Annotated in this window: 16 protein-coding genes and 1 pseudogene; 9 read left to right on the top strand and 8 right to left on the bottom strand. The window is 73.3% G+C overall.

Annotated features, from left to right (window positions below):
- The 6 genes from AB0I68_RS23755 to AB0I68_RS23730 all read left to right on the top strand — a co-directional run bounded on the left by AB0I68_RS23755 (nucleotide 1) and on the right by AB0I68_RS23730 (nucleotide 5,755).
- On the top strand, nucleotides 1-513 hold the full coding sequence (locus AB0I68_RS23755) for a MaoC family dehydratase (protein ID WP_030155134.1): 513 nt from the start codon (nucleotides 1-3) through the stop codon (nucleotides 511-513).
- A gap of 2 nt (nucleotides 514-515) precedes the next feature.
- Nucleotides 516-1,721: an acyl-CoA dehydrogenase family protein gene (locus AB0I68_RS23750; RefSeq protein WP_030868030.1), complete on the top strand. Its 1,206-nt coding sequence runs from the start codon at nucleotides 516-518 to the stop codon at nucleotides 1,719-1,721.
- A gap of 186 nt (nucleotides 1,722-1,907) precedes the next feature.
- A complete protein-coding gene (locus tag AB0I68_RS23745) occupies nucleotides 1,908-2,564 on the top strand; it encodes a phosphatidylserine decarboxylase (protein WP_030868027.1) in 657 nt (218 codons plus the stop codon).
- Nucleotides 2,565-2,637: 73 nt separating this feature from the next.
- Entirely contained in the window at nucleotides 2,638-3,420 is a 783-nt protein-coding gene (pssA, locus tag AB0I68_RS23740; RefSeq protein WP_363179412.1) for a CDP-diacylglycerol--serine O-phosphatidyltransferase, read from the top strand.
- Between the two features lie 340 nt (nucleotides 3,421-3,760).
- Nucleotides 3,761-5,242, top strand: a complete 1,482-nt coding sequence (locus AB0I68_RS23735) for an AlkA N-terminal domain-containing protein (RefSeq protein ID WP_363179356.1) — start codon at nucleotides 3,761-3,763, stop codon at nucleotides 5,240-5,242.
- A gap of 15 nt (nucleotides 5,243-5,257) precedes the next feature.
- Complete coding sequence (locus tag AB0I68_RS23730) at nucleotides 5,258-5,755, top strand: methylated-DNA--[protein]-cysteine S-methyltransferase (protein ID WP_363179355.1); 498 nt, start codon at nucleotides 5,258-5,260, stop codon at nucleotides 5,753-5,755.
- 1 nt (nucleotide 5,756) lies between these two features.
- On the opposite strand, the gene AB0I68_RS23725 is transcribed toward AB0I68_RS23730, so the two are convergent.
- From AB0I68_RS23725 to AB0I68_RS23715, 3 genes and pseudogenes are all read right to left on the bottom strand, one after another.
- Nucleotides 5,757-6,185 carry a hypothetical protein gene (locus AB0I68_RS23725; protein ID WP_363179354.1) on the bottom strand — a complete coding sequence of 143 codons (429 nt, stop codon included), beginning with the start codon at nucleotides 6,183-6,185 and terminating at the stop codon, nucleotides 5,757-5,759.
- Between the two features lie 31 nt (nucleotides 6,186-6,216).
- Nucleotides 6,217-6,717, bottom strand: coding sequence for an NUDIX hydrolase (locus AB0I68_RS23720; protein ID WP_363179353.1), 501 nt, complete (start codon nucleotides 6,715-6,717; stop codon nucleotides 6,217-6,219).
- A gap of 143 nt (nucleotides 6,718-6,860) precedes the next feature.
- Nucleotides 6,861-7,187 (bottom strand): annotated as a pseudogene (locus tag AB0I68_RS23715) (BCCT family transporter); the annotation flags it as partial.
- 202 nt (nucleotides 7,188-7,389) lie between these two features.
- Here AB0I68_RS23715 and AB0I68_RS23710 point away from each other — a divergent pair.
- A complete protein-coding gene (locus tag AB0I68_RS23710; RefSeq protein ID WP_363179352.1) occupies nucleotides 7,390-8,538 on the top strand; it encodes a glycerate kinase in 1,149 nt (382 codons plus the stop codon).
- A 126-nt stretch (nucleotides 8,539-8,664) separates the two neighbouring features.
- Here AB0I68_RS23710 and AB0I68_RS23705 read toward each other — a convergent pair whose 3' ends face one another.
- Entirely contained in the window at nucleotides 8,665-9,294 is a 630-nt protein-coding gene (locus AB0I68_RS23705) for a cysteine hydrolase family protein (protein WP_363179351.1), read from the bottom strand.
- Between the two features lie 82 nt (nucleotides 9,295-9,376).
- On the opposite strand from AB0I68_RS23705, the gene AB0I68_RS23700 reads away from it, so the two are divergent.
- Nucleotides 9,377-10,354, top strand: a complete 978-nt coding sequence (locus AB0I68_RS23700) for a helix-turn-helix domain-containing protein (RefSeq protein WP_363179350.1) — start codon at nucleotides 9,377-9,379, stop codon at nucleotides 10,352-10,354.
- A gap of 18 nt (nucleotides 10,355-10,372) precedes the next feature.
- Nucleotides 10,373-13,180, top strand: coding sequence for a SpoIIE family protein phosphatase (locus AB0I68_RS23695; protein ID WP_363179349.1), 2,808 nt, complete (start codon nucleotides 10,373-10,375; stop codon nucleotides 13,178-13,180).
- A 69-nt stretch (nucleotides 13,181-13,249) separates the two neighbouring features.
- Here the strand turns inward: AB0I68_RS23695 and AB0I68_RS23690 are convergent, their stop codons facing one another.
- From AB0I68_RS23690 to recQ, 4 genes are all read right to left on the bottom strand, one after another.
- Nucleotides 13,250-15,316: a SpoIIE family protein phosphatase gene (locus AB0I68_RS23690; RefSeq protein WP_363179348.1), complete on the bottom strand. Its 2,067-nt coding sequence runs from the start codon at nucleotides 15,314-15,316 to the stop codon at nucleotides 13,250-13,252.
- Between the two features lie 31 nt (nucleotides 15,317-15,347).
- Entirely contained in the window at nucleotides 15,348-18,578 is a 3,231-nt protein-coding gene (locus AB0I68_RS23685) for a DUF3376 domain-containing protein (protein ID WP_363179347.1), read from the bottom strand.
- A gap of 20 nt (nucleotides 18,579-18,598) precedes the next feature.
- A complete protein-coding gene (locus AB0I68_RS23680) occupies nucleotides 18,599-18,826 on the bottom strand; it encodes a BTAD domain-containing putative transcriptional regulator (protein WP_363179346.1) in 228 nt (75 codons plus the stop codon).
- Between the two features lie 143 nt (nucleotides 18,827-18,969).
- Entirely contained in the window at nucleotides 18,970-20,952 is a 1,983-nt protein-coding gene (gene recQ, locus AB0I68_RS23675; RefSeq protein WP_363179345.1) for a DNA helicase RecQ, read from the bottom strand.
- Between the last annotated feature and the right edge of the window lies 1 nt (nucleotide 20,953).

The raw sequence follows: 20,953 nt of genomic DNA, 5'->3' as shown, positions 1-20,953 counted from the left end.
ATGCAGTTCGGACGCACTTACGAAGAGTTCGAGGTCGGCGCGGTCTACAAGCACTGGCCCGGAAAGACCGTCACCGAGTACGACGACCACCTCTTCTGCCTGCTGACCATGAATCACCACCCGCTGCACATGGACAGCAATTACGCCGAGAACACCACCGACTTCGGCAAGAACGTGGTCGTGGGCAACTACATCTACTCGCTGCTGCTCGGCATGTCCGTGCCGGACGTCTCCGGGAAGGCCATCGCCAACCTGGAGATCGAGTCCCTGCGGCACGTGGCGCCGACCTTCCACGGCGACACCATCTACGGCGAGACCACGGTCCTCGACAAGACCCCGTCCAAGTCGAAGAACGACCGCGGGATCGTCTACGTGGAGACCAAGGGCTACAAGCAGGACGGCACCCTCGTCTGCGTCTTCCGGCGCAAGGTGATGGTCCCGACCGAGACGTACATCAAGGAGCGCGGCGGCGAGCAGCCCGGCCGCCCGCAGCTGAAGGAACAGGGGAAGTAGCCATGGCCCGACTCGCCCAGACCGCCGGGCTCACCGACGTCCAGCGGGAGATCCTCAAGACCGTCCGGGAGTTCGTCGACAAGGAGATCATCCCGGTCGCGACCGAGCTCGAACACCGTGACGAGTACCCCCAGCAGATCGTCGACGGCCTCAAGGAGCTCGGCCTCTTCGGGCTGATGATCCCCGAGGAGTACGGCGGCCTGGGTGAGTCGCTGCTCACCTACGCGCTGTGCGTGGAGGAGATAGCGCGGGGCTGGATGTCCGTCTCGGGCATCATCAACACCCACTTCATCGTGGCGTACATGCTCAAGCAGCACGGCACGCAGGAGCAGAAGGACCACTTCCTCCCGCGCATGGCGCTGGGCGAGGTGCGCGGCGCGTTCTCGATGTCCGAGCCGGGGCTGGGCTCCGACGTGTCGGCCATCACGTCCAAGGCGGTCAAGGACGGCGACGAGTACGTCCTGAACGGCCAGAAGATGTGGCTGACGAACGGCGGCAGCTCCACGCTGGTGGCGGTCCTCGTGCGAAGTGACGAAGGCCACCCCGAGGGCACGGCGCCGCACAAGTCGATGACGACCTTCCTCGTCGAGAAGGAGCCGGGCTTCGGTGAGGTCCGTCCGGGCCTGACCATCCCGGGCAAGATCGACAAGATGGGCTACAAGGGCGTCGACACGACCGAGCTGATCATGGACGGATTGCGCATTCCGGCCAATCGGGTCCTCGGCGGCCAGACCGGCCGAGGGTTTTACCAAATGATGGACGGGGTCGAGGTCGGCCGTGTCAACGTGGCGGCGCGTGGCTGCGGTGTCGCTCAGCGTGCGTTCGAGCTGGGTGTCTCGTATGCCCAGCAACGTCACACTTTCGGCAAGGCGATCGCCGAGCACCAGGCCATCCAGTTCAAGCTGGCCGAGATGGCTACCAAGGTCGAGGCCGCCCATGCGATGATGGTGAACGCAGCACGCAAAAAGGACTCCGGGGAACGAAACGACCTCGAAGCAGGGATGGCGAAGTACCTCGCCTCCGAATACTGCAAGGAGGTGGTGGAGGATGCCTTCCGTATCCATGGCGGCTACGGATTCTCGAAGGAGTACGAGATCGAGCGCCTCTACCGCGAGGCACCGATGCTGCTGATCGGTGAGGGTACGGCCGAGATCCAGAAAATGATCATCGGGCGCCGCCTTCTCGAGGAGTACCGACTCCAGGGCTGAAAGTCCCTTTTGCGGCGGATCCTCCATGGGTTCGTCGCAAAAGAATCACTGGCAGTCACTGGCCTGCGGCCATCGACTCGGCTTCTGGCTTGCCCAGTTGTTGCGTGCAACCGATAGCATTCCAGTAAAGCCGCCGTCCCGTCCCCCTGTTTGCGGCGCGGCAATCACCCGCTACGAAGGTCATCCATGCCCCACAGCCAAACCTCTGCACCTCGCGTCGGCATCCTCGGTGGACGTCTCGCACGCGGAGCATCGCCGTGGCTCCTGCCGACCGTCGCCACCGCTGCGCTCAGCCTCACCCGGGCACGCAAGTCCGGACGCTGGGCGGCAGTGGCCGTGCCCACCACCGCGCTCGCGGCGGGCATGCTGTGGTTCTTCCGCGACCCCGAGCGCGAGATCACTCAGGGCCGCGTCATCTCGCCCGCCGACGGTGTGGTGCAGAGCATCATGCCGTGGAAGGACGGCCGGACCCGGGTCGCGATCTTCATGAGCCCGCTGAACGTCCACGTCAACCGCGCGCCCCTCGCGGGCACGGTGACGTCCGTGGAGCACATCCCCGGCGGGTTCGTCCCGGCGTTCAACAAGGAGAGCGAGAACAACGAGCGCGTTGTCTGGCACTTCGACACCGAGCTCGGCGACATCGAGATGGTGCAGATCGCAGGCGCCGTCGCACGCCGCATCGTCCCCTACCTGCCGGCCGGCACCAAGGTGGAGCAGGGCGAACGCATCGGTCTGATCCGCTTCGGCTCCCGCGTCGACATCTACCTCCCCGAGGGTGTCGAGGTCGCGGTCGAGGTCGGTCAGGCCACCACCGCGGGGGTGACCCGAATTGACCGTGACTGACCCTGAGACCCCCACCACACCGTCGGGTGGGTGGGTCCCCGAGGGCGCCGAGGAGGAGTCCGCAGAGGACGACATGCCGCTCTCGCTGCGGCTGTCGATAGCGGACACCCTCACCCTCGGCAACGCCACGTGCGGATTCATGGCGGTGTACTTCACCACCACCGGGATCCTCATCCCGCACCTCACCGGCAGCGGCGAGTCGGGCATGGCCCGGCACAGCGCGGCGACCGCGGTGATACTGATGCTGCTCGCGGCGGTCTTCGACCTCTTCGACGGCATCGTGGCCCGCAAGCTGCGCAGCTCTCCCATGGGCGCCGAGCTGGACAACCTGTCCGACCTGATCAGCTTCGGGCTGGCGCCGGCGTACTTCGTGCTGGTCTACGGCATGGTCGCCGACGACGCGCACCAGAAGATGTCGGCGCTGGCGGCGATCGTCGTGCTGCTCGCCGTGGTGCTGCGCCTGGCGAGATTCAGCTGCGTGACGATGAAGGACGGCATGTTCCAGGGCATGCCGAGCCCCTTCGGCGCGCTGACGGTCGTCTCGATCGTGCTGCTGGAGCTGCCGTTCGTCCCGACGCTGCTGGCGATCATCGGGGTGGCCTGGCTGATGGTGAGCCGGGTCGAGTACCCCAAGCCGCAGGGTGTCCTCGCGGTGGCGATGCTGAGCTGGATCGTCGGGGCGATGGGCCTGCTGGCGGCCTGGGCGTTCGACGCCCCGGGCGGTCAGCTGCTGCTCCAGACGGGCTGCGCGCTGCAGATCGCTCTGGCGGCGACCATCCCGCTGTTCGCGACGACCCGCCGGGCGAACACGTTCCGCCACAACCGCCGCGAGGCGCGGGCAGCCCAGCTGCCGTAGCGCTGCGCCGGCGTGACACGTACGAAGGCCCCGGATGCCCTTGGCGCCCGGGGCCTTCGCCGTCCCCCGGGCCGCCCCGAGCCCCGCAGGGGGCCTGAGGTCCGGGGCGGAGCCCCCGGGAACCGGAGGTCCGGGGGCCGGCTCCGGGAACCGGAGAAAGGGCGGGGAGCAGCCCCGCCCCGCGGTGCCCGAGCACAGGGCCGCACCCGGGCGCGGGGTGGGGCGGCCGCGGCCGGGACGGTCACGGACGGGCGCCGGGCGGGTGCGGCAGCCCGGGAGGGCTACGCTTGATGTCGGAAAATCGCCAGCCCCTCAGGGGCCGGGCCGGGATCCTGGAGCCATGTACACCGACACCGACCGCTGCGTCAGGGCCGTGCAGTCGAAGGACGCCCGCTTCGACGGATGGTTCTTCACCGCCGTCCGGACCACCGGGATCTACTGCCGGCCCAGCTGCCCCGCGGTGCCGCCCAAGGTCGAGAACATGGCCTTCCTGCCCAGCGCCGCCGCCTGCCAGCAGGCCGGGTTCCGGGCCTGCAAGCGGTGCCGGCCCGACACCTCCCCCGGTTCCCCGGAGTGGAACGCCCGCGCCGACGCCGTCGCCCGGGCCATGCGGCTCATCCAGGACGGCGTCGTGGACCGCGAGGGCGTGCCCGGCCTGGCGGCGCGGCTCGGGTACTCGACCCGGCAGGTGGAGCGGCAGCTGAGCGCCGAGCTCGGGGCGGGGCCGCTGGCCCTTGCCCGGGCGCAGCGCGCCCAGACCGCCCGGCTGCTCATCGAGACCTCCGAGCTGCCCATGGGCGACGTCGCCTTCGCCGCCGGGTTCTCCTCCATCCGGACCTTCAACGAGACCGTCCGCGAGGTCTTCGCCCTGGCCCCCGGCGAGCTGCGCCTGCGGGCGGAGAAGGCGGGCCGGAACAAGCCCAAGGTGCCCGGGACCATAAGCCTGCGCCTGCCCTACCGGGCCCCGCTCAACCCCGACAACCTCTTCGGCCACCTCGCGGCGACCGCCGTCCCCGGCGTCGAGGAGTGGCGCTCCGGTGCCTATCGCCGGACCCTGCGGCTCCCGTACGGCACCGGGGTCGTCGCGCTGACCCCGCAGCCCGACCACATCGGCTGCCAGCTGGCCCTCACCGACCTGCGCGACCTCACCATCGCCATCAGCCGCTGCCGCTGGATGCTCGACCTCGACGCCGACCCCGAGGCCGTCGACGAGCAGCTGCGCTCCGACCCGCTGCTGGCCCCGCTCGTGGACAAGGCCCCGGGGCGCCGGGTGCCCCGTACGGTCGACGCGGCGGAGTTCGCCGTACGGGCGGTGCTCGGCCAGCAGGTGTCCACGGCGGCGGCCCGTACGCACGCCGCCCGGCTGGTCGCCTCGTACGGCGAGCCGGTGGCCGACCCCGATCCCGAGGGCGGGCTGACCCACCTGTTCCCCTCGCCGCAGGCGCTGGCCGGGCTGGACCCGGAGTCCCTGGCCCTCCCGGGCAGCCGGCGCGCCACCCTCACCACCCTCGTCGGCGCGCTGGCCGACGCTTCCCTCCCGCTCGGCATCGACAGCGACTGGGAGGCGGCCCGTGCGCAGCTGAACGCGCTGCCCGGGTTCGGCCCGTGGACCACTGAGGTGATCGCGATGCGGGCACTGGGCGATCCCGACGCCTTCCTGCCGTCCGACCTCGGGGTCCGGCGGGCCGCGAAGGAGCTCGGGCTGCCGTCCACGCCCGCGGCGCTCACCGCCCGGGCGGCCGGCTGGCGGCCCTGGCGCGCGTACGCCGTGCAGTACCTGTGGGCCACCGACGCCCACCCCATCAACCACCTGCCCGTCTGAGGAGTGCACACCGTCATGAGCACCACGCAGCACACCGTCGTCGACAGCCCCTACGGCCCGCTCACCCTGGTCGCCTCGGACGGCGTCCTTTGCGGCCTGTACATGACCGGGCAGCGGCACCGGCCGGCCGAGGAGTCCTTCGGCGAGCGGGTCGCCGCGACCGAGGAGCCGTTCCCCGAGGTGGCGCGGCAGCTGACCGCGTACTTCGCCGGGGAGCGCACCGAGTTCGACGTGCCCGTCCGGCTCGAGGGCACCGCGTTCCAGCGCAGCGTGTGGGACCAGCTCGTCCGGATCCCGTACGGCGAGACCTGGTCGTACGGGGAGCTCGCGGCCAGACTCGGCAAGCCGAACGCCTCGCGCGCGGTGGGCCTGGCCAACGGGAAGAACCCGGTCGGCATCATCGTGCCGTGCCACCGCGTGATCGGTGCCTCGGGCAGCATGACCGGCTACGGCGGCGGCGTCGAGCGCAAGGTGCGGCTGCTGGCCTTCGAGGCCGGGGAGGCCACGCTCTGATTCAGACCAGTGCGAGGGGGACGAGCAGGGCGAACGCGGCGCCCGCCTCCACCGCGTAGCCGTAGAGCGAGGGGTGCTGGACGGGGGCGGCGAGCAGGACCACGCTCTGCTGCGCGGTGGCCGCCGCCACCCAGTCGGCGTCGGCGCCGAGGTTGCCCTGGTACCAGCCCTCGCAGGCACCGGGGCCGGTGACGGCGAGGAGGTCGTCCTCGCGGCGGTAGAAGGCCTGCCAGCCGGCGGCGGGGACGGACCAGCCCTCGAAATCGGTGAACTGGGCCCAGCCGCCCTCGCGTATCGCGGTGTCGAACAGCCAGACCGGCGTCCCCTCGGGGGTGACCTCGCCGCCCGCCTGCTGATCGGTGGTGAAGTGGACCATCGGCAGGGCGTCGGGCCCGTCGGCGGTGCTGGGCCAGGCGTACATCGTGATCATCAGATTCTGTCCTGCTCGAAGTAAGCCGGTGTCACGAGGAGACCGGGCGCCTGCCGTTCTCCAGTTCCACGGCGCCCTCGCCGGACTCCAGGACCCGGTAGGCCTCTTGGGTGCGCCGGCCGAGCGATCCGTGGAGGTACGTGGCGAGTTCGGCGGGCGCGACCAGCCTCCAGGAGATCAGTTCCTCCTCCTGGAGCTTGATCGAGGCGAGTTGGGCCTCGTCGAGCACACCGCCGTCGAAGAGGTACCCGACCAGCGGCGGGCGGCCTTCGCCGAGCGTCCAGTCGACGGCGAGCAGCCGGCCGAGCGGCAGGTCGAGGCCGATCTCCTCGGCGCTCTCGCGGCGGGCGGCCGCGCGCGGGGACTCGCCCTGGTCCGACTCGATGGTGCCGCCCGGCAGCGCCCAGCCCTCACGGTAGTTGGGCTCGACGAGCAGCACCCGGCCCTCGGCGTCCCGGTAGAGGGCAGCGGCGCCGGCCAGCACCCGGGGCAGGCTCGCGATGTACGTGGCGTAGTCATCCGTGGTGGTCACGTCGCAACCCTACCCAGCCGTACCGGCCGCCCCGGCCGCCGGGATCACGCCTGCGCCGGGCCCGGGGCGGGAGGGTCCTCGCGGTCGCGAAGACGGCGGGCAGGCCGATGGCCTTGCCGGGCCGGCCGCCCGCGCGGTCCTCCGTGGGTGGGCGGCTCGCCGACCCCGTAGGGCATCAGGCCGATGCCCATGCCGGCGCCGAACCTCATCGCGGTCCACGCGAGGTTCGTGAAGTCGGGCTCGGAGTCGTCGGCGGCGAGCCGGATCCGGCCGAACCGGCTGATCGCGAGGACGACGCACATGACGAGGAAGACGTCGGCGGCGATCACGGACAGCCAGGCGACATTGGCCAGCACCCCGCCGGCGCGGTGCTCGACGCCGTGTCGAACGAGTCCTTGCCCAGCGTCGAACGAGTCCTTGCCCAGCGCCGCCCAGGCGACGACGGCACGGTCCGGTATGCCGTCCGGCAGGCGGGCGGGGCCCCGCCCGGGAAATCCGGACGTGCCCCTTCCAGCGAATCCGCGCCCACGCGGCCACACTATGCAGGCGTATGTCCGTATTTATGGGCATGGCGTGCCGGGTGTGACCCAGGCCACCCATGGGCATAGGAGGATCCTCCGGATACGCTCATGGGGGCGCGACTGCACTGTTCGATAGCAAGGGATTAGCAAGGTGACGGACGGAGCAGTAACTGAGACCGCGCGCGTGCTCATCGCCGCGGACAAATTCAAGGGCTCGCTCACGGCCGTTCAGGTCGCGGAGCGGGTGACGGCGGGCCTCCGCAAGGCCGTACCCGGCGTGGAGATCGAGACCCTCCCCGTCGCGGACGGCGGCGACGGCACGGTCGCAGCCGCCGTGGCGGCCGGGTTCGAACGCCGGGAGGTACGGGTCACCGGACCGCTCGGCGAGCAGGTCACGACCGCTTTCGCGCTGCGTGACGGCACCGCCGTGGTCGAGATGGCGGAGGCCTCCGGGCTGCAGCTGCTGCCGGCGGGTGTGTTCGCCCCGCTGACGGCGACCACGTACGGCTCGGGCGAGCTGCTGAAGGCCGCGCTGGACGCGGGGGCGCGCTCGATCGTCTTCGGCGTGGGCGGCAGCGCCACCACCGACGGCGGTGCGGGGATGCTGGCCGCGCTGGGTGCGGTGTTCCTGGACGCGAACGGCGAACCGGTCGGTCCGGGCGGCGGCGCGCTCGCGGAACTGGCGTCCGCCGACCTGTCCGGGATCGACCCGCGCTTCGCGGAGGTCGACCTCGTCCTGGCGAGCGACGTGGACAACCCGCTGACGGGCCCGAAGGGCGCGCCCGCGGTCTACGGCCCGCAGAAGGGGGCCTCGCCGCAGGACGTGGCGACGCTGGACGCGGCGCTGGCGCATTTCGCGGTGGTGCTGGAGAAGTCGATCGGCGAGAAGGCCGGCCGGCTGGCCGCGGCCCCGGGCGCGGGCGGCGCGGGCGGCATCGGGTACGGGGCACTGCTGCTCGGCGCGAGCTTCCGGCCCGGCATCGAGCTGATGCTCGAGGTCCTGGGCTTCGCTCCCGCGCTGGAGCGGGCGACGCTGGTGATCACCGGTGAGGGCTCGCTGGACGAGCAGACCCTGCACGGCAAGGCCCCTGCCGGTGTCGCGGCGGCGGCTCGCGCGGCGGGCAAGGAGGTCGTGGCGGTGTGCGGGCGGCTGCTGCTCCAGCCCGAGGCGCTACAGGCGGCGGGTATCCGGCGGGCGTATCCGCTGACGGAGATCGAGCCGGATCCGGCCACGTGCATCGCCAATGCCGGGCCGCTGCTGGAGCGGGTCGCGGCCAACATCGCGGCCGACGTGCTCTGACCGTCCCGGCCGGCGGTCCGAGGCCCGGCACCCCCGAGCGGGGGTGCCGGGCCTCGGCGTTCGCGGCTGCCGCCGAGGCCGGTCCGGGAGCGCAGACGCCGCGCCGCTGCCGGGGCGGCCGCGGCACTACACGGTGAGCCGGGCCGCCCCGGATACGGCGAGCAGCTGAGCCGTGTTCACCACTCGGGCGAAGCGCCCGCCCTGGAGGTTGACGGCCGTGGCGGCGGCCAGCTGGTCGGCCGTCAGCCGGAGCCCGTCCGGGCCCTCGAGGTCGAACGTGTGGGTGGCGTCGAGCGGGACGAGCACGTCGTAGCCCAGGTTCCCGGCCATCCGCGCGGTGGTCTCGACGCACATGTTGGTCTGGATCCCGGACACCACCAGCTGGCCGATGCCCTGGGCGGTGAGCCATGCGGCCAGGTCCGGGGTGCCGTAGAAGGACGAGTTCACGGTCTTGGTGACGAGCAGCGACTCCTGCCCCGTCCGGTCCGCCACGAAGTCCTTGAAGGCGTGGCCGGGCTGGTCGGCCGCCAGGACCGAGCCCGCCCGCGAGGCGTGCCGGACGAGCACCACGGGGCGGCCGGACTCCTGCCAGGCGTCCATCAGGGCGGCGATGTTGGCCTCGGCGGCGGGGTTGTTGCGGGGGCCCCAGAAGGACGCGTCGTCGAAGCCCTTCTGTACGTCGATGACCAGCAGGGCGGCGTTCGCAGCGAGCTCGAACCCGTTCTTGTTCTTGTTCTCGTTCTCGTTCTTCGTCATGGCTTCATGCTCGCCGCCACGGTCGCCCGGCCGACAGCGGCAACGGGGACCCGAACCGATGGGATCCTGCCAAGATGGCAGCATGCATCGTGTCGCCGTCGTCGTCCAGCCCGGCATCCGCAGCTTCGACCTCGCCGTCATCACCGAGGTCTGGGGCCCCGACCGCAGCCGCCTCGGCGTCCCCCGCTTCGAGCTGCGCCGGTGCGCCGTGGACACCGGTCCGATCGCCCTGCCCGGCGGGCTCACCCTGACCCCGGACCGGCGGCTCGACTGGCTCGCCGAGGCCGATCTCGTCGTCGTGCCCGCGCTGGCCGAGCCTTCCGACCCGACGCCCGAGCCCGTCCTCGCCGCCCTGCGGGACGCGCACGCCCGGGGCGTACCGGTCGCCGCGCTGTGCGCCGGGGCGTTCATCCTCGCGGAGGCGGGACTGCTGGCGGGCCGGCGGGCCGTGACCCACTGGTGGCTGGCTCCGCAGCTCGCCGCGCGCCACCCGTCCGTGCTGGTCGAGGACGCTCCGCTGTACGTGGAGGACGGCGGGCTGTGGACCTCCGCCGGGGTGGCCTCCGGAATCGACCTCTGCCTGCACCTCGTGCGGGAGGCCCACGGCGCGGAGGTCGCCGCCGCCATCGCCCGGTCCATGGTGACGGGCCCGTTCCGCACCGGCGACCACGCCCAGTACCTGGACCGGCCCACCCCGGCGGCGGACCGGACCGCTGACGCCCTGGCGGCCGTACGGGAGCGGGCCCTGCGCCATCTGCACGAGCCGCTGTCCGTGGCCACGCTGGCCCGCTGGGCGGGGATGTCGCCGCGCTCCTTCGCCCGCCACTTCGTCGCCGCCACCGGCACCACCCCGCACCGCTGGCTCCTCGGTCACCGCCTGGACGAGGCCCGCAAGCTGCTGGAGCGCACGGACCACCCGGTTCCGGAGGTGGCCCGGCGTGCGGGATTCGCCAGCGAGGTCACCTTCCGCCAGCACTTCACCTCGTACGTCGGCCTCAGCCCCCGCGCGTACCGCGCTGCGGCGACCGCCACACCTGCAGCCCCGCCCAAATCCCGATGACAGTGTTAGAAATGGCTCATGACCGGACGTGTGGGTCGACCCAGGGGATCCCCGCCCCGGCAGCCGTCCGGGCGGGACCCGGACGTGCCGCCACGCCTCTCCCTGGGTGCGCGCAGCGTCGCCGGTCAGGTCTTCGCGCTCCAGGCGTTCATCGTGGTGCTGCTGATCGCCGCCGCCTCGCTGGCCCTCGTGTTCCAGGAGCGGTACGACACCGAGCGCGATGCGCGCCACCGCTCCCTCGCGGCCGCCGAGGCCTTCGCGCACGCCCCCGGGCTCCCCGAGGCCCTCAGGTCGGCGAACCCGACGAGCGAGCTGCAGCCGCTGGCCGATGCCGCCCGGCGAGCCGCGGGCGTCGACTTCGTCGCCGTGATGACGCCCGACGGGATCCGCTACACCGACTCCCGGCCGGAGCTGATCGGCAAACGGGCCACCGGCGACCTCTCGCGCGCCGTCGGCGGGCAGTCCTTCACCGAGGTGTTCAAGGGCTCGCCGAGCGACGCGGTCCGCGCGGTGGTCCCCGTACGGGACGCGAGCGGGGCGGTCGTGGGCCTGGTGGGCACCGGCATCGATGTCGCCAAGGTCTCGGACGTGGTCCAGGGGCAGCTGCCGCTGCTGCTCGGCGCCACGGCGGGCGCGCTGCTGCTCGGCACGGGCGGCGCCGCTCTGGTCAGCCGGCGGCTGCGGCGCCAGACCCGGGGCCTGGGCGAGGTCGAGATGGCCCGGATGAACGAGCACCACGAGGCGGTCCTGCACGCGGTGCGCGAGGGCGTCCTGATCATCAGCGCCGACCAGCGGCTGCTGCTCGCCAACGACGAGGCCCGGCGGCTCCTGAACCTCGCGCCCGACGCCGAGCGGCGCCATGTGAGCGAGCTGGGCCTCGACCCGCGCACCACCGCACTGCTGGTGTCCGGACGGGTCGCGACGGACGAGGTGCACCTGGCGGGCGACCGGCTCCTCGCCGTCAACGTCCGCCCGACCGAACCGTACGCGGGGCACCCGTCCGGCAGCGTCATGACCCTGCGCGACACCACCGAGCTCGCCGCGCTCTCCGGCCGCGCCGAGGTGGCCCGGGAGCGGCTCCAGCTGCTGTACGACGCGGGGGGCCGGATCGGGACCACGCTGGACGTGGTGCGGACCGCGGAGGAGCTGTCGGAAGTGGCCGTCCCCCGGTTCGCCGACTTCGTCACGGTGGAGCTGCTGGAGCCGGTGCTGAAGGGCGAGGAGCCCTCGCCGGCCGCCGGCGCGTACACGCGGATGCGCCGGGCGGCGATGAGCGGGGTGCGCACCGACCAGCCGCTGCAGCCGGTCGGCGACATCATCCGGTTCGAGGTGCCGACGGCGCCGATGGCGGCGGCCCTGGACGCCGGGCACGCGGTGCTGGCGGCCGATCTGAACGCCGCGATGGGATGGCGGGCGCAGGACGAGGCCGGCACCCGCCAAGCCCTGGGGTACGGGCTGCACTCGCTGATCTCGGTGCCGCTCCAGGCCCGCGGCGTGGTCCTCGGCATGGCCAACTTCTGGCGGGCCGCCGACACCCCGGAGGCCTTCGACGAGGAGGACCTGTCGTTCGCGGAGGAGCTGGGCGCGCGGGCGGCCGTCTCCGTCGACAACGCCCGCCGCTTCACCCGGGAGCACGCGACGGCCGTGGCCCTCCAGCGCAGCCTGCTGCCCCGGTCGCTGCCGGACCAGAGCGCCGTGGAGGTGGCCTTCCGATACCTGCCCGCGCAGGCCGGGGTGGGCGGTGACTGGTTCGACGTGATCCCCCTCGCCGGTGCGCGCGTGGCGCTGGTCGTCGGCGACGTGGTCGGGCACGGGGTGCACGCGGCGGCCACGATGGGCCGGCTGCGGACCGCCGTGCACAATTTCTCCACCCTGGACGTGCCGCCCGACGAACTGCTGGGGCACCTGGACGAGCTGATCCACCGCATCGACCAGAACGAGTCCGGGACCGCCGGGAACGGCGGGGACGGCGGGGACGGGGCGGGCGAGGCGGCCGGCGTCACGGGCGCCACCTGCCTGTACGCGGTCTACGACCCGGTCTCCGGGCTCTGCACGATGGCGAGTGCCGGGCACCCCGGACCTGCCGTGATCCGGCCGGACGGGGGCGTGGAGTTCCCGCAGCTGCCCGCCGGGCTGCCGCTCGGCGTGGGCGGCATGCCCTTCGAGGCCACCGAGCTGCGGCTGCCGGAGGCCAGCCGGCTCGTGCTCTTCACGGACGGCCTGCTGGAGGACCGCGACCGGGATTTCGACACCGGCCTCGGCCTGCTGGCCGAGACCCTCGCCCGCCACGGCCGCAGCCCCGAACAGGCCTGTGCGGACGTGCTGGCCGCGCTGCTGTCCCCGGAGCCGAGCGACGACATCGCCCTGCTGGTCGCCGACACCAGGCGGCTGGAGGCGGACCGGATCGCCGAGTGGGAGGTGCCCGCGGACCCGGCCGCGGTCTCCCGGGTACGCAACGCGGGGTCGGCGCAGCTCGCCGCGTGGGGGCTGCAGGACATCGCGTCCTCGGCCGAACTCATCCTCAGCGAGCTCATCACCAACGCCATCCGGTACGGGACCGCGCCCATCCGGGTGCGGATGCTGCGCGACCGCAACCTCATCTGCGAGGTCTCCGACGGCAGCAGCACCTCGCCGCACCTGCGGTACGCGGCCACCACGGACGAGGGCGGCCGCGGCCTGTTCCTGGTCGCGCAGTTCGCCGAGCGCTGGGGCACCCGGTACACCGAGCGCGGCAAGGTCATCTGGGCGGAGCTGCCGCTGACCGGGGGGCCGGAGCCGGCGTTGCCGGTGATGGACCTGGAGGCGCTGGAGGACCTGGCCTGGTGAGGGTCGCCGACGCGGCCGGGGCGCGGCGGTGCAAACAGGGCTCTGCGGTGCAAACAGGGCGGCGGCGGGTCAGCGGGGCCGGGGGGCTGCCGTCCGGGCGAGCAGGACCGCCACGTCGTCCTGCGGGTCCCCGGGCAGCACACGCGCCAGGATGTCGTCGCACAGCCGGTCCAGCGGCTGCCCGGCGTCGCGCAGCGCCCGCCCGAGCTGGGCCATGCCCTGGTCGAGGTCGCGGTCGCGGGCCTCGATGAGGCCGTCGGTGTACAGCACGAGCACGCTGCCGGGCGGCAGGGCCACCTCCTCGGTGCGGAACTCCTTCCCGCCGGTGCCCAGCGGGGTTCCGGGCGGGCCGTCGAGGAAGGCGACCTCACCGCGGGCCGTGGCCACGGCGGGCGGCGGATGGCCGGCACGGGCGATGACGCAGCCGCCCGTTGCCGGGTCGTGCACGGCGTAGACGCAGGTCGCCATCTCGTCCTCGCCCAGGTCGGCGACCGCGGCGTCGAGCGAGCGGAGCAGCCGGGTCGGGGAGACGTCCTGGCGGGCGAGGGTGCGTACGGCCGTGCGCAGCTGTCCCATGACGGCCGCGGCGTGGATCCCGTGGCCCATGACGTCCCCGATGACCAGGCCGGTGCGTCCGCCGGGCAGCTGGATGACGTCGAACCAGTCGCCGCCGACGTCGTGGTCGCTGGCGGGCAGGTAGCGGCCGGTGAGTTCGAGGCCGGTGACCTCGGGCAGGGCGCTGTTGCTGAGGCTGCGCTGGAGGGTCAGGGCGGCCCGCCGCTGGTTGGTGTACATCCGGGCGTTGTCGATGTTGAGCGCGCTGCGGGCGACGACCTCGTCGAGGAGTACGCAGTCCTGCTCGTCGAAGGGCTCGCGGCCGCGCAACCGTGTCACGGTGACCGCGCCGAGCACCGTCCCGCGGGCGAGGAGCGGGATGAGCCGGGCGGAGCCGAGGGTGGCGAGGTAGTCGCGCAGCTCCGTGGCCCGCGGGTCGGGGAGCAGGGCGTGGAGGTCGGACACGTACAGGTTCATGGGCCGCCCCTCGGCGATGACCCGCTCGTAGACCGTGTCCGCCGGGATCTGGAAGGTCTGGCCGGGCGCCAGTGCGGCGGTGGGCGCGTCCGCGTCGGGGAACTCGACGGCGAGGCGGCGGAGCACGCCCTGGTGCGAGGCCGCCGCGTCGTCGGGCGCGAGGACCGCCTCCAGCAGCTGTACGTCGGCGGAGTCGGCCAACTGGGGTACGAGGACCTGCACGATCTCCCGGGCGGTCTGGCCCAGGTCGAGGGTGGTGCCGATGCGGGTGCCGGCCTCGGCGAGGACGGCGAAGCGGCGGCGGGCCCGCTCGGCCTCGACCTGCGCCTGCTGGCTCTCGGTGATGTCGATGAGGGAGGCGATCACGCCGAGCACGCGGCCGGAGCCGTCGAGGAGCGGGGCGTACGAGCAGGACCAGGTCCGGTCGCGGTCGGGGTCGGCCGGGGTCCGGCCGGTGCGGCGGACGTCGACGACGGCGGTGCCCCGGTCCATGACCTGCTGCATCGTCGCCTCGAGCGCGACGGCGTTGACGCCGGGCACGACCTCGGTGAGCCGCTTGCCGACGTGCGCGGCGGCCGAGACGCCGTTCATCCGGGCCAGTGCGTCGTTGACGCGCAGGAAGCGCAGGTCGGGGCCGAGGGTGGCGAGTCCGATGGGCGACTGGGTGAAGAGGCTCTGCAGGGCGGCGAGCGAGTCCCTCATGCGCAGGACCTCGGAGGTCTCCACGGCGATCAGCATGGCCCCCGTACGGCCGCGCGGGTCGGCGGCGGGGACGATCCACATCTCCATCGTGACGCGATGCCCGTCGCGGTGGCGTACGGGGAGCGTGCCGACCACCGTTTCACCCGCCTGGACGCGCCGGGTCAGGTCGCCGGCGAGCGCCCGGTTGGCCTCGGGGACGAGCACGGAGGTGCCGGGGCGGCCGAGGATGTCCTCGGGGCGGTGGCCGAGCAGGTCCTGGGCGGCGAGCGACCATTCGACGATGCGTCCGTCGGCGTCCTCCCGCCACAGGGCGATCGGCAGCAGCTCGCGGAGCACACCGGCGTACCCGACAGCCACGGCCGGCTGATCCGGGACCTCGCTCGTCGACTGGAATGTGTCCACCGCACCGACCTCACCCCGGGGGGCCCGATTCCTACCGATTCACCCTATCCGAGCCATCGGCGCGGGGCGCTGCGTCGATCGGTGTGGTCCACGGCCGCGGACAGAGCCGGGGAAGGACGAAGGTGACCCAGGAGAGGACGGCGTAGAGGATGAGGGCGCCCCACCAGCCGCCGAGCCCGGGGCGGCCGAACTGGACGAGGGCGGCGATCGCTCCCCCGACCGCCGCGGCCGCCGGCAGCCGCCACCACCGGCCGGCGGCGACGTACAGCACGGCCGCGGCGGCGAGGGCGAAGGCGGCTCCGACGATCAGCGTGCGGGCGCCGTCGCCGACGTCCGGGGTGTCCAGGCCGCGCAGCTGCCAGAGGGCGACGGGTGGGCCGGCCACGATCAGGAAGGCGGGGATGCGCAGCCGGGCGGGCCGGATCCACTGCCGGACGAGTGCCGCCAGGGCGACCATGGCGTACAGGCAGACGGGGACGTGGCCGGGGAGCGAGGACCAGTGGCCGGTGGAGAAGGCGATGCCCGTCCACATCAGCACGGCCGCGCACAGGGCCGGTACGGGTGCCAGCACCCCGACCAGCGCCGGGAGGCAGACCAGCGGTTTCAGCGCCCCGAGGAGGCCCCGCACCGGACGGGCCCCGGATTTGCCAGTGGGCTGGAGCGCCGACCAGGCGAGGAGGCCGGTCCGCAGGGCCGCCCGGCGCGGATCCCGTGCCCGCATCAGCCGGCCGACCTCCTCGGCGCCGACCTCGCGGAAGGCCGCCAGCGCCGCGTCGAACTCGGCCCGTGTGGTGAGGCCGGGCGGGCTCGGCGGGGGGTCCGGGGGCCGGTTGCCGCCCCGGAAGCCCTTGCGGTGCAGCGCGGCGAGGAACGGCAGTTCCTCGTGGAGGATCTCGTGCTGGCGGACGGCGGTGAGCACGTCCCGTACCCGGTCCCAGCGCGCCACGTCCGGCCGGGAGGTGACGTCCTGCGCCCAGAGCTCCGTGAACGGCGGGCCGAGTGCCATCTCCCCGGCGATCTCCTCGCCGAGCGCCGTGAGGTCCGCGGTGTCCCCGAACGCGTCGTGCAGGCGCTCGTCGGTGGCGACGACCGACACGAGGGAGGCGGCCCCGTCGAGCCGGCCCCAGGTCCAGTCGCTCATCCGCCAGCGGGCGCTGAGGAACGCGGCGAAGTTGTCGAGCCGGTCGCCGCTGAGCTTGGCCGTGACCATGTCCTTCGGGGAGTTCCCGTCCACCTGCGGCAGCACCGTGCGCGTGGCCCAGCTGCTGTCGGCCGCCGAGACGGTGTGGAAGCCGATGCCGGTGGCCTCGGCCAGCGGGTCCGGGCGCAGCGGGCCGAGCAGCACCTCGGCGTACGCCAGCGCCTCGGCCATCGGCGGACCGGCTCCGCGTGCGGCCGCGTGGAGCGCCTCGTAGCCGTCGACGTCGGGGCTCAGGTCCAGGCCGATCTCCTGGCCCAGTTCCGCGAGCCGCTCCCACAGGTGCCCGAAGCCCTCCGGCACCGCCGCCGGGCCGCTCTCGGGTACCTGCGGCAAGGACCCGGCGCAGACCGCCGTCGCGAGGTTCGCCGCCCAGGTCTCCCACTGCGCCGGCGCGGCCTCGGGCGGGGGCGCAGGCGGCATGAGGGTGCCCAGCAGGCGGGTCGCCTCGCCGAAGGGGGCGGTGGCATCGGTGGGCATCAGCCCCAGGGACAGGGCGGCCCGGTAGCGGCCGAGCAGCAGCCGGTCCCGGGCGGCGGTCAGGGTGGCGACGGCGGAGCGGCACGCGAACAGCCGTGTCCGGTACGCCTCCACCAGCTCCGCGTCCACCGGCCCGTCGCCGCATTCGTACGCCTGCAGCCAGTCCATGAGCAGCCGTACCGTACGCGCCGGGACGAGCGGCGAGTACCCCGGCCCGGGCAGCATGCCCGGACTCACCGCCAGGCCGTCCGAGGCCTGGCGCAGCCGTGCGAACAGGGCCGCCGGGCCCTCCGCCGCGCTCTCGTCCAGCGCCTTCAGCGGCCCCGGTCCCGCGGGCAGCGGCAGCGCGTCCGGGCCGGTCACGTCCGCCGGGTCCTCCAGCAGCCGGATGAGCCGCAGCGCCTCCGCCCTGCCGACCGTGCGGGCGTACGTGTCCCGCCGGGCCATCGCCGCGTCGTACAGCTCGGTGAGGGTCAGGGGCAGCACCCCGGTGAGGGCACGCTTCCGTTCGGCCGCGGCCTCGACGGCGCGCAGTTCGAGGGCGTCGTCGCGCAGGGATTCGGAGCCGGCGTGCACGGCCAGGGACTTCGCGGCCATCCGCACCAGCCGGGTGACGCGCCGGCCGCTCCCCGGCTCGGGAGGCGGCGGGAAGGGGGGCACCGGCTGGAGGAACAGCAGCCGGCGATCGGCCTTGCGCGCCACGGGTGCCCCCGCGACGGCCCGTACCGCCCAGGCGGCGGGGATGCCGTCCAGCAGCCCGCCGTCGATGAGTTCGGCGCAGCCGTTCAGGTTCTCGTCGGGGTGACCGGTCTCGCTGCTGACGCCGCGCATGTCGACCCGGGGCGGGTCCTCGACGGGCTGCGCGCCGTTCCCGACGTACACCCGGCCCGGTTCGAAGGCTCCCGGAAACGAGGAGGAGGTCCGCGCCGCGTACGCCAGCCGGTCCAGCGCCGCCTCCCGGGCCGCGCCCGTGACGTCGTCGGGGAAATCCGTCAGGGCGCCGCGGTGCCGGAAACGGAAGCAGGCGTGGGAGCGCCCGACGGGAAGCGGCCGTCCGAGGGCGGGCCGGATGCGGTCCGGGCGGGGCCGAAGCCGGGTCGCCGTCAGGATCAGCCGCAGCGAGGCGGGCGGCCGCCGGTCCGGCGGGGCCTCGTCGATGAGCCGGCCCAGGGCGCCGCGCAGCTCCTTGTAGAAGACCTCGTCCCCGCACATCAGCGAGGCCGGCCCGTGGAAGGGAGCCGAGCGGCGCAGCAGCCCTTCGAGGTCGCCCAGACGCAGCCACACGTCCCGCACGCCCCGGCCGAAGGGCATTCCGTACACAAGGTGGCAGGCCAGCAGTACGCAGTCCAGCCCCCCGGCGCTGGCTCCGACGAGGACGTCGATGTCGACGTCCTCGTATCCGCACGTGTCCAGCAGCCCTGCGTAGACGCCCGCTTCCGGGGCGGGCTGCTGCCCGGCCGCCGCCCGGAGCGCCGCCGTCTCGCAACAGGCCCCGCCCGTCCATACGGCGAGACTGGCCCCGCCGCGCATCGCGAGGGCCAAGCGTAGTTCCGTACTGCGCCGACCCGGCCGGTCGTCGCTCATGCCTCCAGCTTGGCCCCGGTTCAGGCGTGCCGCACCCGGACGGCCACCGCCTCGCGGGTGCGGGTGGCGGAGCGGCAGAAGTTCCGTATCAGGCCGGAGAGTTCACACCCCGGTTCCACCCCGAGTTCGCGTGGGGCGAGGTCGCGGTACGCGTCGTGGGTGCGCATCGCCTCGATCAGGTTGCCCTCCGCCAAGTGCGCCTCGATCAGGGCCCGCTGGGCGCTTTCGCGCAGTGGTTCGGCGCTCACCGCGACCATGATGGCGGAATACACCCACCTCTGTCCCCCGTGCACCCCGCACACCGACGAGGCCGAGGAGGAGGACCCGGACGCCGACCACGGCGCCGATGCGGCCTGACCGTATGCGCCTCCCCCCAGCCCGCGGGCCCGGGCTACTGCCAGTCGTCCCAGGGCGGGTCCGTCTCGTCGAAGTCGAAGGGCGGTTCCTCGTCTGCATGCGGGGCCTGAGGCTCCGGCGGTGCTGCCGGGGACGGTGGGGACGAGGGCTCGGGGGTGCCGGTCCCGGCCAGGGCGTCGAGGATCCCCTCCGCGTACTTGGCGAGCTTCGCCTCGCCGACGCCGCTGATCGTGCCCAGCTCCTCGGCCGTGGCGGGCAGGCGGGTCGCGATCTCCCGCAGCGTCGCGTCGTGGAAGACCACGTACGCCGGCACGCCCTGCTCGCGCGCGGTCGCCGCCCGCCAGGCGCGCAGGGCCTCGAAGACCGGCACGGCCGCCGCCGGCAGGTCGACCGGGACGCGCCCGGCCTTCCCGGAGCCCGAGCCGGACGTCTTGCGGGACACCGCGGCCGGCGCCGCCTCCTTGCGCATCGGGACGCTGCGGCGGCCGCCCAGCACCTCGCCGCTGGCGTCCGTGAGCACCAGCGTCCCGTAGTCGCCCTCGACCGCCAGCAGCCCCGCGGCCAGCAGCTGCCGGACGACCCCGCGCCATTCCGCGGTGCCCAGGTCCGCCCCGACCCCGAAGACCGAGAGGCCGTCGTGGTCGAACTGGATGACCTTGGCCGTCTTCTTGCCCTGGAGGATGTCGATGATCTGGCCCGCGCCGAACTTCTGCCGGCGCTCCTTGGCCAGCCGCCACACGGTGGACAGCAGCTTCTGCGCGGCGACCGTGCCGTCCCAGGACTCGGACGGCGTCAGGCACGTGTCGCAGTTGCCGCACGGCCCGGCGGCCGCCTGCCCGAAGTACGCGAGCAGCCGCACCCGGCGGCAGTCGACCGTCTCGCACAGCGCGAGCATCGCGTCCAGGTGCCCGGCCAGGGAGCGGCGGTGCGCCTCGTCGCCCTCGGAGCCCTCGATCATCTTGCGCTGCTGCACCACGTCCTGGAGGCCGTACGCGAGCCACGCCGTGGCCGGTTCTCCGTCGCGGCCGGCGCGGCCGGTCTCCTGGTAGTAGCCCTCGACCGACTTGGGCAGGTCCAGGTGCGCCACGAAGCGGACGTCCGGCTTGTCGATGCCCATGCCGAACGCGATCGTGGCCACCACCACGACCCCGTCCTCCCGCAGGAAGCGCGCCTGGTTCGCCGCGCGCGTCCGGGCGTCCATGCCCGCGTGGTACGCGACCGCGTCGATGCCGTGCTCCACCAGGAACGCCGCCGTCTTCTCCACGGACGCCCGCGAAAGGCAGTAGACGACCCCGGCGTCCCCGGCGTGCTCGGTCCGGATCAGCTCCAGCAGCTGCCGGGTCGGGTTGTTCTTGGAGGCGATCCGGTACTGGATGTTCGGCCGGTCGAAGCTGGCGACGAAATGCCGGGCGTCCCCCTCCGCCAGCCCCAGCCGCGCCGCGATCTCGGCGTGCGTGGCCTCGGTCGCCGTCGCGGTCAGCGCGATCCGCGGCACCTTCGGCCAGCGCTCGTGCAGCATCGACAGCGCGAGGTAGTCGGGCCGGAAGTCGTGGCCCCACTGGGCGACGCAGTGCGCCTCGTCGATCGCGAAGAGGGACACCGTGCCCCGGTCGAGCAGCCGCTGCGTGCCCTCGGTGCGCAGCCGCTCCGGGGCCAGGTAGAGGAGGTCCAGCTCGCCGGCGAGGAAGGCCTGCTCGACGGCCTGCCGCTCGTACGGGTCCTGGGTCGAGTTGAGGAACCCGGCCCGCACCCCGAGGGCGGTCAGGGCGTCCACCTGGTCCTGCATGAGCGCGATCAGCGGCGAGATCACCACTCCCGTACCGTCTCTGACCAGCGCCGGGATCTGGTAGCAGAGCGATTTGCCGCCGCCGGTCGGCATCAGGACCAGCGCGTCGCCGCCGCCGGCCACGTGCTCGATGATCTGCTGCTGCTCGCCGCGGAAGGAGTCGTATCCGAAGACGCGGTGCAGCACCTGCAGGGCATCGGGGGTCTCGGTGGGCGCGTCGACAAGGCTCATC

Origin of the sequence: Streptomyces sp. NPDC050448 (genome assembly GCF_040655295.1) — a bacterium.
Classification (GTDB): Bacteria; Actinomycetota; Actinomycetes; order Streptomycetales; family Streptomycetaceae; genus Streptomyces.
This window is presented reverse-complemented; position numbering and strand designations above follow the sequence as displayed.

Excerpts from the sequence above, each read along its gene's own strand:
- AB0I68_RS23755 (WP_030155134.1), top strand. The coding sequence starts at position 1 with ATGCAGTTCGGACGCACTTACGAAGAGTTCGAGGTCGGCGCGGTCTAC.
- AB0I68_RS23750 (WP_030868030.1), top strand. The coding sequence starts at position 516 with ATGGCCCGACTCGCCCAGACCGCCGGGCTCACCGACGTCCAGCGGGAG.
- AB0I68_RS23745 (WP_030868027.1), top strand. The coding sequence starts at position 1,908 with ATGCCCCACAGCCAAACCTCTGCACCTCGCGTCGGCATCCTCGGTGGA.
- pssA (WP_363179412.1), top strand. The coding sequence starts at position 2,638 with ATGCCGCTCTCGCTGCGGCTGTCGATAGCGGACACCCTCACCCTCGGC.
- AB0I68_RS23735 (WP_363179356.1), top strand. The coding sequence starts at position 3,761 with ATGTACACCGACACCGACCGCTGCGTCAGGGCCGTGCAGTCGAAGGAC.
- AB0I68_RS23730 (WP_363179355.1), top strand. The coding sequence starts at position 5,258 with ATGAGCACCACGCAGCACACCGTCGTCGACAGCCCCTACGGCCCGCTC.
- AB0I68_RS23725 (WP_363179354.1), bottom strand. The coding sequence starts at position 6,185 with ATGATCACGATGTACGCCTGGCCCAGCACCGCCGACGGGCCCGACGCC.
- AB0I68_RS23705 (WP_363179351.1), bottom strand. The coding sequence starts at position 9,294 with ATGACGAAGAACGAGAACGAGAACAAGAACAAGAACGGGTTCGAGCTC.
- AB0I68_RS23700 (WP_363179350.1), top strand. The coding sequence starts at position 9,377 with ATGCATCGTGTCGCCGTCGTCGTCCAGCCCGGCATCCGCAGCTTCGAC.
- AB0I68_RS23695 (WP_363179349.1), top strand. The coding sequence starts at position 10,373 with ATGACCGGACGTGTGGGTCGACCCAGGGGATCCCCGCCCCGGCAGCCG.
- AB0I68_RS23685 (WP_363179347.1), bottom strand. The coding sequence starts at position 18,578 with ATGAGCGACGACCGGCCGGGTCGGCGCAGTACGGAACTACGCTTGGCC.
- recQ (WP_363179345.1), bottom strand. The coding sequence starts at position 20,952 with ATGAGCCTTGTCGACGCGCCCACCGAGACCCCCGATGCCCTGCAGGTG.